This window comes from Citrobacter sp. C6_1 (genome assembly GCF_014596835.2).
Taxonomy (GTDB): domain Bacteria; phylum Pseudomonadota; class Gammaproteobacteria; order Enterobacterales; family Enterobacteriaceae; genus Citrobacter; species Citrobacter pasteurii.
On record NZ_CP115031.1, the window covers coordinates 3,859,090 to 3,874,866 of the forward strand.

Consider the following 15,777-nt stretch of genomic DNA (forward strand, 5'->3'; position numbering starts at 1 on the left):
ATCAGGTCCTCTCCGTTTTGCTTAACCACATCTCATCCATACCGCCCCCTCGAATTTGCATCGGGTAGACATGCTCACTGCCATCGACGGTGACATCAACAAACACCAGCCGGTGGTTGCGCACATGTTCCAGTGCTTCCCCCAGCTTGCTTTCCAGCTCATCCGGATGATTTATCTGGATACCAATATGCCCATATGCTTCAGCAAGACGGACAAAATCGGGTAGCGACTGCATATAAGACTGCGAATGACGCCCGGAATAGATCATGTCCTGCCACTGTTTGACCATGCCGAGATAGCGGTTGTTAAGGTTGAGTACCAGCACCGGCAGCTCATATTGCAGCGCCGTCGACAGCTCCTGGATATTCATCTGAATGCTGCCATCCCCGGTGACGCAGACTACTGTTTCATTCGGCAGTGCCATCTTCACCCCTAACGCTGCGGGTAAACCGAATCCCATGGTGCCGAGGCCACCTGAGTTGATCCAGCGACGCGGTTTATCAAACGGGTAGTACAGTGCGGCAAACATCTGATGCTGACCAACGTCAGAGGTTACATACGCATCCCCTTTCGTCAGGCGCCAGATGGTTTCGATCACCGCCTGCGGTTTAATACTGTCGCTTTGCGTGTCGTATTTCAGGCACTGACGGGCGCGCCAGTGTTCAATTTGTTGCCACCAGTCACGGTTATCATCCAGCGGCTGCTGTGATTTTTCATGCGGCAGCAGCTCCAGCATCTGCTCAAGCACCAGGAGAGCATCACCCACGATTGGAATATCCGCAGTAACGGTTTTTGAAATAGAGGTGGGATCGATATCGATATGTAACACGGTCGCATTCGGGCAATATTTTGCCAGATTATTGGTCGTGCGATCGTCGAAGCGCACGCCGACCGCAAATATCACATCCGAATGATGCATAGTCATATTCGCTTCATAGGTACCGTGCATACCCAACATGCCCAGCGCCTGGCGATGCGTTGCCGGGAACGCACCTAAGCCCATCAGCGAGGAGACAACCGGTAGATTTAGTGCTTCAGCAATCTGCCTCAGTTGTTCGTGGCAGGCAGCATTCACCGCCCCGCCCCCCACGTACACAACCGGTTTTTTCGCTGCTACCAGCGTCTGCAGCGCACGTTTTATCTGTCCTTTGTGCCCGGTCGTCGTCGGATTATACGAACGCATGCTCACCGACTCTGGCCAGCTATAAGGCAGTTTCTTCGCCGGATTCAGAATATCTTTCGGCAAATCCACTACCACCGGTCCCGGACGACCGCTTGCCGCCAGCCAGAAGGCTTTTTTCAGCACCTGCGGGATGTCTTCCGTTTGTTTAACCAAAAAGCTGTGTTTCACCACCGGACGAGAAATCCCCACCATATCGCACTCCTGAAAGGCATCGTAGCCAATCAGAGAGGTAGCCACCTGCCCGGAGAGTATCACCAGCGGGATGGAGTCCATGTACGCCGTTGCGATACCGGTGATCGCATTGGTTGCTCCCGGCCCTGAGGTGACCAACACAACGCCCACTTCCCCCGTCGCGCGTGCCAGACCATCGGCCATATGGACCGCTGCCTGCTCATGGCGGACCAGCACATGATCAATACCTCCGACCGTATGCAAAGCATCATAAATATCGAGGACTGCGCCCCCGGGATACCCGAATACCTGCTTCACACCCTGATCGATGAGCGATCGGACGACCATCTCGGCTCCAGACAACATCTCCATGGCTTGCCTCCACTCTTATAATGAATAACGGTTTAACAACACATTAACCGCTGACGATAAGGCATGGCAATTGACACCGAAGTGGTGGTGTAACAGCGGATAAGAATAAAACGGAGGAAAGAATCGAATAAACGGAGAATTAAACCAGCATAAGCAAATGAAATGACAAATAATCTCTTAAAAATGAGTACTTACAGCGATTACTCTATTTTTTCACCCTCCCAGGCAAAAACCAAAAGCAGATTTCAGCATAAAATTTCAAATAAAAATAAAAAAGCAGAATAAACCAGACGCATCATCGGATTTACTCTGCCATAGGTCACTGCTTACAGATGGAGACTAACAGCTCTTCCATCCATTGATGTCCTTTATCCCGACCTGCTGCTTCATGCCAGGAAAGATAACAAGTCCGGCTATTCAGTTTTAACGGTAGCGGTAATATTTGCAGTTCTAAAGCCTCGGAGAACTCTTCAGCTAACCAGCGTGGCGCAATAGAAACCAAATGAGTTTGAGATACAATATTCAGTACACTGATTAATGCCATTCCCTGATAAGCAACGCAGGCTTGTTTATCCTGAGTGTCATACCAGGGTTGGCTGAATGACGCAAAGCGATCGAGAGAAACTACCGCATGCTGTTCATTATAGACATCACTCTCGAGTAATGGACCGCTAATGCGCGGGTGTTTTTTACTTGCGACTAACACCATCTCATCATTGAATAACGGAATGCTGGTGAATTCAGGACGGCGGAATTCTTCATAGCTAATAACAAATTCTGTTTCCTGATACCGTAATTGATGTTCTGTATTTTGGTTGAGCGATGATTTAAATACAACATGAATATTAGGTGCCACTTGCTCAACGCGATTGTAAATCAATGACGTGAGGATATTATCCAATGGGCTACAGACGCAGAGATTAAATACACGTGAGCTGCTGGCGGGTTCAAAACCGGACCCTGGCAGTTCATTCTGCACCAATTGCAGCGCCTGACGAATAGAGCCAAATAGCTGAAAAGCCCGTGCAGTGGGCTGGATGCCTCGGCCATAGCGCACAAAGAGCTCATCATTAAACATAACTTTCAGACGCGCGACTGCGTTGCTGACTGCAGGCTGCGACATACCCAGAGAATGCGCTGCGCGAGTAATATTCTGTTCTTGCATCACCGCATCAAAAACGGTTAATAAATTAAGGTCAACCATGCGCAACTGCGGTTTCCCCATCTCTAAAAGATTAGATTTATCTATTATTTTTGCTTCTGGCATATTTAACTCCACTGTCACTCAAAACTCCCTTTTCCCAGACGGAGCTCAGAAATAACCTCCGTTAATATGATTTACCATGCATATAAAATAAGAAAAAGGGAAAGCATTAAAATTAGGAAAACATAAAGGCCCATGCCTGAATGAACAAAAACCAATGCGAGCGCAGTGTGGCAGAGGTCACTGCACGATGATTCATACGTTTAAATGTCGAAAACAATATAACCATAACCATGACAAATACACAATCATGCACGAAGTGAATGTATATTTAAGATTTAATTAAATGTTTATATCATTAACACCGCGATGCTTAACATTTATTTATCAATCATTTTTCCCACGGCACCTCAAACCCATTCAAAATCAATATAAAAACCAATAAATCATAAAGATAGAAAATTCATCCACAAGTTATCTCTTCAATATGCCGTTACAATGGCTGAAAACAAATATGCTCAAATATGTCAAATCGTGAAAAGTATGTAATCCACACGCTGATTTATTTTATACAACCATAAAAATTCAGCACAATTCGCTCAAAGTTCAGGAGATTTTTTCCGCCGAGTGGAGGCATTTATGAGGGATGGGGTTGACATCAATCTTCATATCCAGTACCACTAAAAGCATATCGCATTCGCCTGGAGCTTGATTGATGACTTACATTGCTCGTTTTAACGGTCTACTACTACTAAACGCATTGTCATTGCGCGGTAGACTGGTGGACGACATTCAGCAATAAGTCAGCTCCAGTTAAGACAAAAACCCGCGCCATTGCGCGGGTTTTTTTATGCTCGAAGCAAGGCGCCCTAAACACCAAGGACCTAAACCATGAGCCAGCAAGTCATTATTTTCGATACCACCTTACGCGACGGTGAACAGGCGTTACAGGCAAGCCTGAGTGTGAAAGAAAAACTGCAGATAGCTCTGGCTCTCGAGCGTATGGGCGTTGACGTGATGGAAGTGGGTTTTCCTGTTTCTTCACCGGGTGACTTTGAGTCCGTACAAACCATCGCTCGTCAGGTTAAGAACAGCCGCGTGTGTGCCTTAGCCCGCTGCGTAGAAAAAGATATCGACGTTGCCGCAGAATCGCTGAAGGTCGCTGAGGCTTTCCGTATTCATACGTTTATCGCCACCTCGCCGATGCATATCGCGACGAAATTACGCAGCACGCTGGATGAAGTGATCGAACGCGCAATCTACATGGTTAAGCGTGCGCGTAATTATACGGATGACGTGGAGTTCTCATGTGAAGATGCGGGGCGTACTCCTATCGCCGATCTGGCCCGCGTGGTAGAAGCCGCTATTAACGCCGGTGCCAAAACCATCAATATCCCGGATACCGTCGGTTACACCATGCCATTTGAGTTTGGTGGAATCATTTCTGGCCTGTATGAGCGCGTACCGAATATCGATAAAGCCATCATCTCCGTGCACACCCATGATGATTTAGGTTTAGGCGTTGGCAACGCGCTGGCGGCCGTTCACGCCGGTGCTCGCCAGGTGGAAGGCGCAATGAACGGTATCGGCGAACGCGCCGGTAACTGCTCACTGGAAGAAGTGATCATGGCGATCAAAGTACGCAAAGATATTTTGAACGTACAGACCCGCATTAATCACCAGGAAATCTGGCGTACCAGTCAATTAGTCAGCCAAATCTGCAACATGCCTATCCCGGCCAACAAAGCGATTGTTGGTAGCGGTGCGTTTGCCCACTCTTCCGGTATCCATCAGGACGGTGTGCTGAAAAATCGTGAAAACTACGAAATCATGACGCCTGAATCCATCGGCCTGAACCAGGTACAGTTGAACCTGACCTCCCGTTCCGGACGCGCTGCGGTAAAACACCGTATGGACGAGATGGGATATAAAGAAAATGAATACAACCTGGACAACCTGTACGACGCGTTCCTGAAGCTGGCGGATAAAAAAGGTCAGGTATTTGATTACGACCTGGAAGCGCTGGCCTTTATTAACAAACAGCAGGAAGAGCCAGAGCACTTCCGTCTGGACTACTTCAGCGTGCAGTCTGGTTCTAATGATATTGCCACCGCCTCCGTCAAGCTGGCCTGTGGCGAAAAAGTCAAAGCCGAAGCGGCTAACGGTAACGGCCCGGTCGATGCCATTTATCAGGCCATCAACCGTGTCACCGAATACAACATCGAACTGGTCAAATATAGCCTGACCGCCAAAGGCCACGGTAAAGATGCGCTGGGTCAGGTGGATATCGTCGCCAACTATAACGGTCGCCGCTTCCACGGCGTCGGTCTGGCAACGGATATCGTCGAGTCTTCCGCCAAAGCGATGGTCCATGTGCTGAACAACATCTGGCGCGCTGAAGAAGTCGAAAAAGAATTGCAACGCAAAGCTCAGAACAACGAGAACAACAAGGAAACCGTGTGATGTCGAAGAATTATCATATTGCTGTTTTGCCGGGTGACGGTATTGGCCCGGAAGTGATGGCGCAAGCATTGAAAGTACTGGACGCAATTCGCAACCGTTTTGGCATGCGCATTACCACCAGCCACTATGACGTGGGCGGAGCCGCTATCGATAACCACGGTCAGCCGCTGCCACCGGCGACGGTTGAAGGCTGTGAGCAAGCCGACGCCATTCTGTTTGGATCCGTTGGCGGCCCAAAATGGGAACATCTGCCGCCTAACCAGCAACCTGAACGCGGTGCGCTGTTGCCATTGCGTAAGCACTTCAAATTATTCAGTAACCTGCGTCCGGCTAAGCTGTATCAGGGACTGGAAGCCTTCTGTCCTCTGCGCGCAGATATTGCCGCCAACGGTTTCGACATCCTGTGCGTTCGCGAACTGACCGGCGGGATCTACTTCGGTCAGCCAAAAGGCCGCGAAGGCAGCGGACAACATGAAAAAGCGTTTGATACCGAGGTTTATCATCGCTTCGAGATTGAACGCATTGCGCGTATCGCGTTTGAATCCGCTCGCCAGCGTCGCCGTAAAGTCACGTCGATTGATAAAGCCAACGTACTGCAAACGTCCATCTTGTGGCGTGAAATCGTCAATGAAATCGCCAACGAGTACCCGGACGTTGAACTGACGCATATGTATATCGACAACGCGACAATGCAATTAATCAAAGACCCGTCTCAGTTCGACGTACTGCTGTGTTCCAACCTGTTTGGTGACATTCTGTCTGATGAGTGCGCCATGATCACGGGCTCAATGGGTATGTTGCCGTCTGCCAGCCTGAATGAGCAGGGTTTTGGCCTGTACGAGCCAGCTGGCGGTTCTGCACCCGATATCGCAGGGAAGAATATTGCCAACCCTATCGCCCAGATCCTGTCGCTGGCGCTGCTGCTGCGCTACAGCCTGGATGCCAATGATGCGGCAACCGCCATTGAGAGCGCCATCAACCGCGCATTAGAAGAAGGTATTCGCACCGGTGATTTAGCCCGTGGCGCTGCCGCAGTCAGTACCGATGAAATGGGCGATATCATTGCTCGCTACGTCGCAGAAGGGGTGTAATCATGGCCAGGACGTTATACGAAAAATTGTTTAATGCGCACGTCGTCTTTGAGGCGCAAAACGAAACCCCGCTGTTGTATATCGACAGACATCTGGTGCATGAAGTGACCTCTCCGCAGGCGTTTGATGGGCTGCGCGCGCATGGCCGCCAGGTTCGCCAGCCGGGTAAAACTTTTGCCACGATGGACCACAACGTTTCGACGCAAACGAAAGACATTAATGCCTCGGGCGAAATGGCGCGTATTCAGATGCAGGAATTGATCAAAAACTGCAATGAATTTGGCGTCGAACTGTACGACCTGAACCACCCGTATCAGGGTATCGTCCACGTGATGGGGCCTGAGCAAGGCGTAACCTTACCGGGCATGACCATCGTCTGCGGCGACTCCCACACCGCTACCCACGGCGCGTTCGGCGCGTTGGCCTTTGGTATTGGCACCTCTGAAGTTGAACACGTGCTGGCAACGCAGACCCTGAAACAAGGGCGCGCCAAAACCATGAAGATTGAAGTCAATGGTATAGCCGCTCCGGGCATTACCGCCAAAGATATCGTGCTGGCCGTTATCGGTAAAACTGGTAGCGCAGGCGGCACCGGGCATGTGGTTGAGTTTTGCGGCGAAGCCATTCGCGCACTGAGCATGGAAGGCCGTATGACGTTGTGCAATATGGCCATTGAAATGGGTGCCAAGGCGGGCCTGGTTGCACCGGATGAAACCACCTTTAACTATGTGCAGGGCCGTTTGCACGCACCGAAAGGCGATGATTTTGCCCGCGCGGTAGAGTACTGGAAAACGCTGAAAACCGACGATGGCGCAACGTTTGATACCGTCGTTACTCTGCAGGCAGAAGAGATTGCACCGCAGGTAACATGGGGAACGAATCCGGGTCAGGTCATCTCGGTGAACGATAATATCCCCGACCCGGCATCATTTGCCGATCCGGTAGAACGCGCTTCAGCAGAAAAAGCGCTGGCGTACATGGGGCTGAAACCGGGTATTCCGTTAACAGAAGTCGCTATCGATAAAGTGTTCATCGGTTCCTGCACCAACTCGCGTATTGAAGATTTACGCGCCGCGGCAGAAATCGCCAAAGGGCGCAAAGTCGCGCCGGGCGTACAGGCGCTGGTGGTGCCGGGTTCTGGTCCGGTGAAAGCGCAGGCGGAAGCGGAAGGTCTGGACAAGATCTTCATCGAAGCTGGGTTTGAATGGCGTTTACCGGGTTGTTCGATGTGTCTGGCGATGAACAATGACCGCCTGAACCCGGGCGAGCGCTGTGCCTCCACCAGCAACCGCAACTTTGAAGGCCGTCAGGGCCGCGGTGGGCGTACGCATTTAGTCAGCCCGGCCATGGCCGCCGCTGCCGCCGTCACCGGTCATTTTGCCGACATTCGCAGCATCAAATAAGGAAACTACCATGGCAGAGAAATTTACCCAGCATACCGGCCTGGTTGTCCCACTGGATGCCGCCAACGTTGATACCGACGCAATTATTCCCAAACAGTTTTTGCAGAAGGTTACGCGTACCGGTTTTGGCGCTCATCTGTTCAACGACTGGCGTTTTCTGGACGAAAAAGGTCAACAGCCTAATCCTGAGTTCGTGCTGAACTTCCCGGAATATAAAGGTGCGTCAATTCTGCTCGCGCGGGAAAACTTTGGCTGCGGCTCTTCTCGCGAACATGCGCCGTGGGCGCTGACCGATTACGGCTTTAAAGTAGTGATCGCCCCAAGCTTCGCCGACATCTTCTACGGTAACAGCTTCAATAACCAACTGCTGCCGGTCACCCTGAGCGATGCGCAGGTGGATGAACTGTTTGCGCAGGTGAAAGCCAATCCGGGGATTAAATTTGAAGTGGATCTGGAAGCGCAGGTGGTGAAAGCGGGAGATAAGTCTTACAGCTTTAAAATCGACGACTTCCGCCGTCACTGCATGCTGAATGGTCTCGACAGCATCGGGCTGACGCTACAGCATGAAGCGGCTATTACCGAGTACGAAGACAAGCAGCCGGCGTTTATGCGCTAGTCCTTGTTATGCCGGATGCGCTACGCTTATCCGGCCTACAAACGCACTCCAGTTGTAGGCCGGATAAGGCGTTTACGCCGCCATCCGGCGTAGCCAGGACGAGCGCTGCAACGCCGGGAAATTCCCGGTACGTATTACACGTCCTTCACCCACCCGGTCATCATCAGCGTGACCACTGAAATCGCCGCAATCACCCAATAAACGGCAAAATGTCCGTAACTTTGCGCAACAGCGCCCTGAATCACCCCCGCCAGAATGACGCCGGTCGAAATACTGTTGGTGAATAATGTGGTTGCTGAACCCGCGCGTCCCGGCATCAGATCCTGAAACCACAGCATCCCTATCCCAGCGACAATACCGATGAATACGGCGTTAAACAGCTGCAAAATAAGCAACGCCGTATGGCTGTGAAAGAAAATAAGACCAAGGTAAAACAGCACGCCGGCCGCCACGGCGGTAATCATCATTCGTCGTTTACCAAAGTGCTTCACGTAGTAGCCCGCCAGAATCATCGCCGGAATTTCCAGCCCGGCAGCCGTCCCCATCAGGATCCCTGCCAGCTTGTCCGGCAAACCCAGTTCAAGGCTTATCCACAGCGGCATATCGATGATGTACATGGTATTGCAGGCCCACATCAGCGTGGAGGCAATAAACAGCATGCGCACATTTTTGTCCTGCCAACCGCCAGTGTGTTCGAGCGGCACATCTACAGGCTGCTCCACCCGCGCGACAGACGGCAGTATCAGCGCAATCAGCACCAGGCTAATGGCAAAAATCCCTGCGGCAATGGAAAACATCGCCGTGAAGCCGTAATTCAGCGCCAGCATGAAGGCCAGCGGCGGTCCGATCACCCAGGCCAGCGAAAGCTGCGCACGCATCACCGAACTAAACATCACCACTTCACGCGCGGAGTTATCCGCATATTCCCGCGCCAGCGCAAACAACTGCGGCATCGCGGTATTCGCCAGCGAGGCCAGCAGCACACCGCAGGTGATCAACGTGAGATAGTGGCGATTGAAGGCAAACAGCAGCGCGTTGCCAATCGCCATCAGGCAGCAAAACATGATCAGCTTGCGCCGATCGCCCTGGCTGTCGGATCGTTTCGCAAGGCCAAGGCTGACGACGATCCCGGCAATCGCATTGACGGTGTAAAACAGCCCAACCCAAAATGGCTGCGCCCCGACTTCACGGCTCAGGAACAGGCTCAGCGTGGGTGCCTGCAACGCCCCTGCCACGCCCATCATAAAAGCGACCAGCATAAATGCCGCGTAAACACCGTTGAGGCGCCGTCCCATGGTCATTATCCAGAGCATATCTTTCCTTTTAAGCGCAGCTGAAACGAAAAAAGCCAGCAGATAATACCTGCTGGCGCGGCGAATTTAGGCTGTATCCTGCCATTATACCTGGCATCGACGCTGAGTAAAAAACGCATTATCAAGGCGGAGGGCGCAGGGTATAGAAATCTATCCCCAAGCCTGACAACGCAGAGAATGCGTTTTTTACACGCGTCCCGGAGGGCTGGGACCATTTTTTCACATTGCTGCGTTGCTCACACCTTATTTGGTTCACCAAATTTCACTGTTCGCGCCTTGCCATGTGAAAAAATAGCCACCAGCGATGCTCAGGGATAATGGCAGGATACAGCCTGTACCAATACTCAGTCACACATGATGTCTGCAATGCGTAATTCAGAGGTCAGGCTGTCACCTCCCACTGCATCAGTTCTTCGAGCATCTTTAAGCGCTGCGGTGCGCTCAGGCAAGCCAACCAGGACGATTTCTCTGTCGCGGTAAAGTACTTCATATAGAACTGACGCATAGATGACCCCTTCGTTGTCTCATCGCTTCATCGGAATCTATTATTGGCTTAATATAGGGATAATAAAATTGCTGAGTTTTTCGCAGGAGTTCCCCTTTTATGTCTTCTGGTCGTTTGCAACAACAGTTCATCCGTCTGTGGCAATGCTGTGACGGCAAAACGCAAGACACCACGCTGAACGAGCTGGCGGAGCTGCTCAACTGCTCGCGCCGCCATATGCGAACCCTGCTTAATACCATGCAGGAGCGCGGTTGGTTAACGTGGGAAGCCGAGGTTGGGCGCGGTAAACGCTCACGCCTGACATTCCTCTACACCGGGCTGGCGCTCCAGCAGCAGCGGGCAGAAGACCTGCTGGAACAGGATCGCATCGATCAACTGGTGCAACTGGTCGGTGACAAAACGGCCGTACGGCAGATGCTGGTTTCCCACCTCGGCCGCAGTTTTCGCCAGGGGCGGCACATCATGCGCGTTCTCTATTATCGTCCCATGCACAACCTGCTGCCCGGTACGGCATTACGCCGTTCCGAAACCCATATCGCCCGGCAAATCTTCAGCGCCTTAATTCGTGTAAATGAGGAAAATGGGGAACTGGAAGCGGACATTGCCCATCACTGGCAGCAGATATCACCTTTACACTGGCGATTCTTCCTGCGCCCGGGGATCCATTTCCACCATGGACGCGAGCTGGAAATGGAGGATGTCATCGCCTCACTGAGGCGCATTAACACACTGCCGCTGTACTCACACATTACACAAATCGTCTCTCCCACCGCCTGGACGCTGGATATCCACCTTGCCCAGCCTGACCGCTGGCTACCCTGGCTGTTAGGGCAAGTCCCGGCGATGATCCTGCCGCGAGAATGGGAAACGCTGAATAACTTCTCCAGCCACCCGATTGGCACTGGCCCCTATGCGGTGATGAGAAATACCAATAACCAGCTGAAAATTCACGCATTTGATGATTACTTTGGTTACCGGGCGCTGATCGACGAAGTGAACGTCTGGGTGTTACCTGACATCGGCGAAGAGCCGGGCGGCGGGTTGACGCTAAAAGGTCCCACCGAGGATGAAAAGGCGATCGAGAGCCGCCTCGAAGAAGGTTGCTACTACCTGCTGTTTGATACGCGCACCCACCGCGGCGCTAATCAGGAGGTTCGCGAGTGGGCTAGCCGCGTACTCTCGCCAACCCATTTAATTTGCCACGCCGACGAACAGTATCAGCGACTGTGGTTCCCCGCCTATGGTTTACTCCCCCGCTGGCACCATGCCAAACCCGGCCATGGTGAAAAACCAGCCGGACTGGAAACGCTGACTCTCACTTACTATCGCGATCATATCGAACACCGAATTATCGCGCAGATCATGAAAACATTGCTGGCGCAGCATCAGGTGCAACTGAATATTCAGGAGATCGACTACGATCAATGGCATGCGGGAGAAATCGTCAGCGATATCTGGCTCAACAGCGCTAACTTTACCCTACCGCTGGACTTCTCGCTGTTCGCCCATTTGTGCGAGGTTCCGCTGCTGCAAAACTGTATTTCGCAGGACTGGGAAAACGATGCCGCCCGCTGGCGAACCGGTGAAATGAGCCTGGCGGCATGGTGCCAACAGCTGCTCACCACAAAGGCCATTGTGCCGTTAATCCACCACTGGTTGATTATTCAGGGGCAGCGCAGTATGCGCGGGTTGCGCATGAATACCCTCGGCTGGTTTGATTTTAAATCGGCGTGGTTTGCACCACCGGATCCGTAGAGCCTTGCTCTTGATTGCTGCCCGGCAACAAAATCATTACACTAACGCCGTTCTCAACGGGGTGCCAGAAAACAAATATACGCTAAATCATTCATGATGCATCAAGGCGGCAAGCGAGTGAATCCTCAGGAGCATAGATAACTATGTGACTGGGGTGAACGAACGCAGGCAACGCAGAGGCAGCTTGAAGGATGACGCGTATGGGCTGAGAGATACCCGTCGAACCTGATCCGGATAATGCCGGCGAAGGGATTTGAGCCTGCTCCTCAAGTCCTTTGCCACCTAACTCGTCATACTTCAAGCTGCAGATGCGTTGGCTTTCCTCGCTCACCCCAGTCACGTACTACCAGTACGCTCCCGGGGATGCGCTGCGTCGCCGCCTTCCTGCAACTCGAATTATTTAGAGTTTTACTTTATGAGGTGCAAAGTGTTTAAAAAATGTCTTCCGCTTTTACTGCTGTGCGCAGCACCTGCCTTCGCCAAACCTGTACTGACAGTCTATACCTACGACTCGTTCGCCGCTGACTGGGGTCCGAGTCCGACAATCAAAAACGCGTTTGAAGCTGACTGCAACTGTGAATTGAAACTGGTCGCGCTGGAAGATGGCGTTTCGCTGCTTAACCGCCTGCGCATGGAAGGAAAGAACAGCAAAGCCGACGTCGTGCTGGGGCTGGACAACAATCTTCTGGAAGCCGCCACGCAAACTAACCTGTTCGCCAAAAGCGGTGTGGCAAGTGACGCCGTTAACGTGCCAGGCGGCTGGAAAAACGACACCTTTGTCCCATTTGATTACGGTTATTTCGCCTTCGTTTATGATAAAAACAAGCTGAAAAACCCGCCGAAGAGCCTGAAGGAACTGGTAGAAAGCGACCAGAAATGGCGCGTCATTTATCAGGATCCACGTACCAGCACGCCAGGTCTGGGACTGCTGCTGTGGATGCAAAAAGTCTATGGCGATAAAGCGCCAGAGGCCTGGCAGAAACTGGCGGCAAAAACCGTCACCGTCACCAAGGGCTGGAGTGAAGCCTACGGCCTGTTCCTGAAAGGTGAAAGCGATCTGGTGCTCAGCTACACCACCTCTCCGGCCTATCACATCATCGCCGAGAAAAAAGACAACTACGCCGCCGCTAATTTTAGCGAAGGCCACTATTTGCAGGTGGAAGTCGCCGCGCGAACCGCGGCCAGCAAGCAGCCGGAACTGGCCGAGAAATTCCTGAAGTTCATGGTGTCTCCGGCATTCCAGAATGCGATTCCGACCGGCAACTGGATGTATCCGGTGACGCAGGTCGCCCTGCCGTCAGGATTCGAGCAACTGACTAAGCCAGCCACCGCGCTGGAATTTACGCCGCAGCAGGTTGCGGCTCAACGTCAGGCATGGATTAGCGAATGGCAACGCGCCGTCAGCCGTTAATCCCCGGCTGGCTGGTTCCAGGGCTTACCGCCGCCACGCTGATGGTCGCCGTGGCCCTGGCCGCGTTTCTGGCGCTGTGGTTTAACGCCCCGCAGGGAGAGTGGCTCTCGCTGTGGCAAGATGACTACCTGTGGCACGTGGTGCGCTTTTCATTCTGGCAGGCTTTTCTATCCGCTGTGCTGTCGGTTGTCCCGGCGATTTTCCTTGCCAGAGCGCTCTATCGTCGTCGTTTTCCCGGACGTCTGGCGCTGCTGCGTCTGTGCGCAATGACGTTAATCCTGCCGGTGCTGGTCGCGGTCTTCGGTATTCTTAGTGTCTACGGTCGTCAGGGCTGGCTGGCCTCACTCTGGCATGCCTTCGGGCTGGAATGGACCTTTTCGCCGTACGGTTTGCAGGGCATTCTGCTGGCGCACGTCTTTTTCAATCTGCCGATGGCCAGCCGCCTGCTGTTGCAGTCGCTGGAGAATATTCCCGGTGAACAGCGACAGTTAGCCGCTCAGTTGGGTCTGCGCGGCTGGCATTTCTTCCGCTTTGTGGAATGGCCGTGGCTGCGCCGGCAAATCCTGCCCGTCGCAGCACTCATCTTTATGCTCTGTTTCGCCAGCTTCGCCACCGTTTTGTCGCTGGGCGGCGGGCCGCAGGCCACCACCATCGAGCTGGCGATTTATCAGGCGCTGAACTTTGATTACGATCCCGCCCGCGCCGCCATGCTGGCGTTGATCCAGATGATTTGTTGTCTGGCACTGGTGCTGCTCAGCCAACGCCTGAGCCGGGCCATCGCCCCCGGCATCACGCTGGTTCAGGGCTGGCGGGATCCCGACGATCGTCTACACAGCCGTCTGGCAGACGCACTGCTGATTAGTCTGGCTTTACTGCTACTGCTGCCGCCGCTGTTGGCGGTGATTGTCGATGGATTTAACCACCATATGCTGGACGTTCTTAGGCAACCCGTACTGTGGCAGGCGCTGGGAACCTCGCTGCGCATTGCGCTGGCGGCAGGGGCGTTGTGCGTCATACTCACCATGATGCTGCTCTGGAGTAGTCGTGAACTGCGTGCCCGCCAACAGGCGCTGGCAGGGCAAATGCTGGAGCTTAGCGGCATGATGATCCTCGCCATGCCGGGTATCGTGCTGGCAACCGGCTTCTTTCTGCTGCTCAATAATACCGTTGGACTCCCCGAGTCCGCTGACGGCATTGTCATTTTTACCAATGCGCTAATGGCGATCCCCTACGCGTTGAAGGTGCTGGAAAACCCAATGCGTGACGTGACCGCGCGTTACAGTATGTTGTGCCAGTCGTTAGGAATCGAGGGATGGTCGCGCCTGAAAGTGGTTGAACTGCGCGCCCTGAAGCGCCCACTGGCGCAGGCGATGGCCTTTGCCTGTGTTCTGTCGATTGGCGATTTTGGCGTAGTCGCCCTGTTCGGCAATGAAGATTTCCGCACCCTGCCGTTTTATTTATATCAGCAGATTGGCTCTTATCGCAGTCATGATGGCGCGGTTACGGCGTTATTGCTGCTGATCCTGTGCTTTACGCTGTTTACCGTTATTGAGAAATTGCCGGGTCGAAATGTTAAAACTGATTGATATCACATGGCTTTATCACCATTTGCCCATGCGCTTTACGTTGTCGGTCGCGCGCGGTGAGCAGGTAGCGATACTCGGGCCAAGCGGCGCCGGGAAAAGTACGCTGTTGAATCTGATAGCAGGCTTTCTCACGCCTGCAAGCGGCACAATGATGATTGCAGGCGAAGATCACACCACCACACCGCCCTCTCGTCGCCCGGTTTCGATGCTGTTTCAGGAAAACAACCTGTTCAGCCATCTGAACGTGCAGCAAAACATCGGCCTGGGCCTGAATCCGGGATTGAAGCTGAACGCATCGCAGCGGGAGAAAATGCACCACATCGCCCGGCAAATGGGAATTGACTCACTGCTGGAGCGACTCCCAGGAGAGCTTTCCGGCGGGCAGCGACAACGCGTGGCGCTGGCGCGTTGCCTGGTGCGCGAACAACCCATTTTGCTGCTTGATGAACCGTTCTCTGCGCTTGACCCTGCGCTGCGCCAGGAGATGTTAACGCTGGTGGCCGGAGTCTGTCGCGATAAGCAGCTTACATTGCTGATGGTTTCGCACAGCGTTGAAGATGCGGCGCGCATTGCGACTCGTTCGATTGTGGTCGCCGATGGACGCATCGCCTGGCAGGGCAAAACGGATGCGTTATTAAGCGGCCAGGCCAGCGCCTCGGCGCTATTGGGCATTAAAGCATAATGCATTGCCGGATGACGGCGTA

General features: G+C 53.0%; 13 protein-coding genes and 1 riboswitch. Of the genes, 9 read left to right on the plus strand and 4 right to left on the minus strand.

The annotated features are described in order from the left end of the window. Position 1: 1 nt before the first annotated feature. Positions 2-1,726, minus strand: a complete 1,725-nt coding sequence (gene ilvI, locus IB196_RS18570) for an acetolactate synthase 3 large subunit (protein ID WP_155021521.1) — start codon at positions 1,724-1,726, stop codon at positions 2-4. A 319-nt stretch (positions 1,727-2,045) separates the two neighbouring features. After that, the gene (leuO, locus tag IB196_RS18575) at positions 2,046-2,993 is read right to left on the minus strand and encodes a transcriptional regulator LeuO (protein WP_005124547.1); all 948 of its coding nucleotides are present in this window, start codon (positions 2,991-2,993) and stop codon (positions 2,046-2,048) included. A gap of 652 nt (positions 2,994-3,645) precedes the next feature. On the opposite strand from leuO, the gene leuL reads away from it, so the two are divergent. The 5 genes from leuL (at position 3,646) to leuD (ending at position 8,503) form a co-directional block, all read left to right on the plus strand. Beyond that, on the plus strand, positions 3,646-3,732 hold the full coding sequence (gene leuL, locus IB196_RS18580) for a leu operon leader peptide (protein WP_137378391.1): 87 nt from the start codon (positions 3,646-3,648) through the stop codon (positions 3,730-3,732). Positions 3,733-3,821: 89 nt separating this feature from the next. After that, the gene (leuA, locus tag IB196_RS18585) at positions 3,822-5,393 is read left to right on the plus strand and encodes a 2-isopropylmalate synthase (RefSeq protein WP_005124546.1); all 1,572 of its coding nucleotides are present in this window, start codon (positions 3,822-3,824) and stop codon (positions 5,391-5,393) included. Further along, positions 5,393-6,484: a 3-isopropylmalate dehydrogenase gene (leuB, locus tag IB196_RS18590; RefSeq protein ID WP_005124544.1), complete on the plus strand. Its 1,092-nt coding sequence runs from the start codon at positions 5,393-5,395 to the stop codon at positions 6,482-6,484. The genes leuA and leuB overlap by 1 nt, the downstream gene beginning before the upstream one ends. Before the next feature lie 2 nt (positions 6,485-6,486). Further along, complete coding sequence (leuC, locus tag IB196_RS18595; protein ID WP_005124543.1) at positions 6,487-7,887, plus strand: 3-isopropylmalate dehydratase large subunit; 1,401 nt, start codon at positions 6,487-6,489, stop codon at positions 7,885-7,887. 10 nt (positions 7,888-7,897) lie between these two features. Further along, a complete protein-coding gene (gene leuD / locus IB196_RS18600; protein ID WP_005124542.1) occupies positions 7,898-8,503 on the plus strand; it encodes a 3-isopropylmalate dehydratase small subunit in 606 nt (201 codons plus the stop codon). 134 nt (positions 8,504-8,637) lie between these two features. Here leuD and IB196_RS18605 read toward each other — a convergent pair whose 3' ends face one another. Both IB196_RS18605 and sgrT read right to left on the minus strand, forming a co-directional pair. Then, a complete protein-coding gene (locus IB196_RS18605; RefSeq protein ID WP_188232458.1) occupies positions 8,638-9,816 on the minus strand; it encodes a sugar efflux transporter in 1,179 nt (392 codons plus the stop codon). A 382-nt stretch (positions 9,817-10,198) separates the two neighbouring features. Beyond that, entirely contained in the window at positions 10,199-10,321 is a 123-nt protein-coding gene (gene sgrT, locus IB196_RS18610; protein WP_005124538.1) for a glucose uptake inhibitor SgrT, read from the minus strand. Positions 10,322-10,420: 99 nt separating this feature from the next. Between sgrT and sgrR the strand changes: the two genes are divergently transcribed. The 4 genes from sgrR (at position 10,421) to thiQ (ending at position 15,755) form a co-directional block, all read left to right on the plus strand. After that, positions 10,421-12,076, plus strand: a complete 1,656-nt coding sequence (sgrR, locus tag IB196_RS18615) for an HTH-type transcriptional regulator SgrR (RefSeq protein WP_005124537.1) — start codon at positions 10,421-10,423, stop codon at positions 12,074-12,076. 47 nt (positions 12,077-12,123) lie between these two features. Beyond that, a riboswitch (TPP riboswitch) is annotated at positions 12,124-12,346 on the plus strand. Positions 12,347-12,503: 157 nt separating this feature from the next. After that, on the plus strand, positions 12,504-13,487 hold the full coding sequence (gene thiB / locus IB196_RS18620) for a thiamine ABC transporter substrate binding subunit (RefSeq protein WP_188232457.1): 984 nt from the start codon (positions 12,504-12,506) through the stop codon (positions 13,485-13,487). Then, positions 13,463-15,073, plus strand: a complete 1,611-nt coding sequence (thiP, locus tag IB196_RS18625) for a thiamine/thiamine pyrophosphate ABC transporter permease ThiP (RefSeq protein ID WP_188232456.1) — start codon at positions 13,463-13,465, stop codon at positions 15,071-15,073. Before thiB ends, thiP begins: the two co-directional genes overlap by 25 nt. Then, positions 15,057-15,755, plus strand: a complete 699-nt coding sequence (thiQ, locus tag IB196_RS18630; RefSeq protein ID WP_188232455.1) for a thiamine ABC transporter ATP-binding protein ThiQ — start codon at positions 15,057-15,059, stop codon at positions 15,753-15,755. The genes thiP and thiQ overlap by 17 nt, the downstream gene beginning before the upstream one ends. The last annotated feature ends 22 nt before the right edge of the window (positions 15,756-15,777 follow it).

Bases quoted from the DNA above. Each gene is read 5' to 3' on its own strand.
- ilvI (WP_155021521.1), bottom strand. From the start codon at position 1,726: ATGGAGATGTTGTCTGGAGCCGAGATGGTCGTCCGATCGCTCATCGAT.
- leuO (WP_005124547.1), bottom strand. From the start codon at position 2,993: ATGCCAGAAGCAAAAATAATAGATAAATCTAATCTTTTAGAGATGGGG.
- leuL (WP_137378391.1), top strand. From the start codon at position 3,646: ATGACTTACATTGCTCGTTTTAACGGTCTACTACTACTAAACGCATTG.
- leuA (WP_005124546.1), top strand. From the start codon at position 3,822: ATGAGCCAGCAAGTCATTATTTTCGATACCACCTTACGCGACGGTGAA.
- leuB (WP_005124544.1), top strand. From the start codon at position 5,393: ATGTCGAAGAATTATCATATTGCTGTTTTGCCGGGTGACGGTATTGGC.
- leuC (WP_005124543.1), top strand. From the start codon at position 6,487: ATGGCCAGGACGTTATACGAAAAATTGTTTAATGCGCACGTCGTCTTT.
- leuD (WP_005124542.1), top strand. From the start codon at position 7,898: ATGGCAGAGAAATTTACCCAGCATACCGGCCTGGTTGTCCCACTGGAT.
- IB196_RS18605 (WP_188232458.1), bottom strand. From the start codon at position 9,816: ATGCTCTGGATAATGACCATGGGACGGCGCCTCAACGGTGTTTACGCG.
- sgrT (WP_005124538.1), bottom strand. From the start codon at position 10,321: ATGCGTCAGTTCTATATGAAGTACTTTACCGCGACAGAGAAATCGTCC.
- sgrR (WP_005124537.1), top strand. From the start codon at position 10,421: ATGTCTTCTGGTCGTTTGCAACAACAGTTCATCCGTCTGTGGCAATGC.
- thiP (WP_188232456.1), top strand. From the start codon at position 13,463: ATGGCAACGCGCCGTCAGCCGTTAATCCCCGGCTGGCTGGTTCCAGGG.
- thiQ (WP_188232455.1), top strand. From the start codon at position 15,057: ATGTTAAAACTGATTGATATCACATGGCTTTATCACCATTTGCCCATG.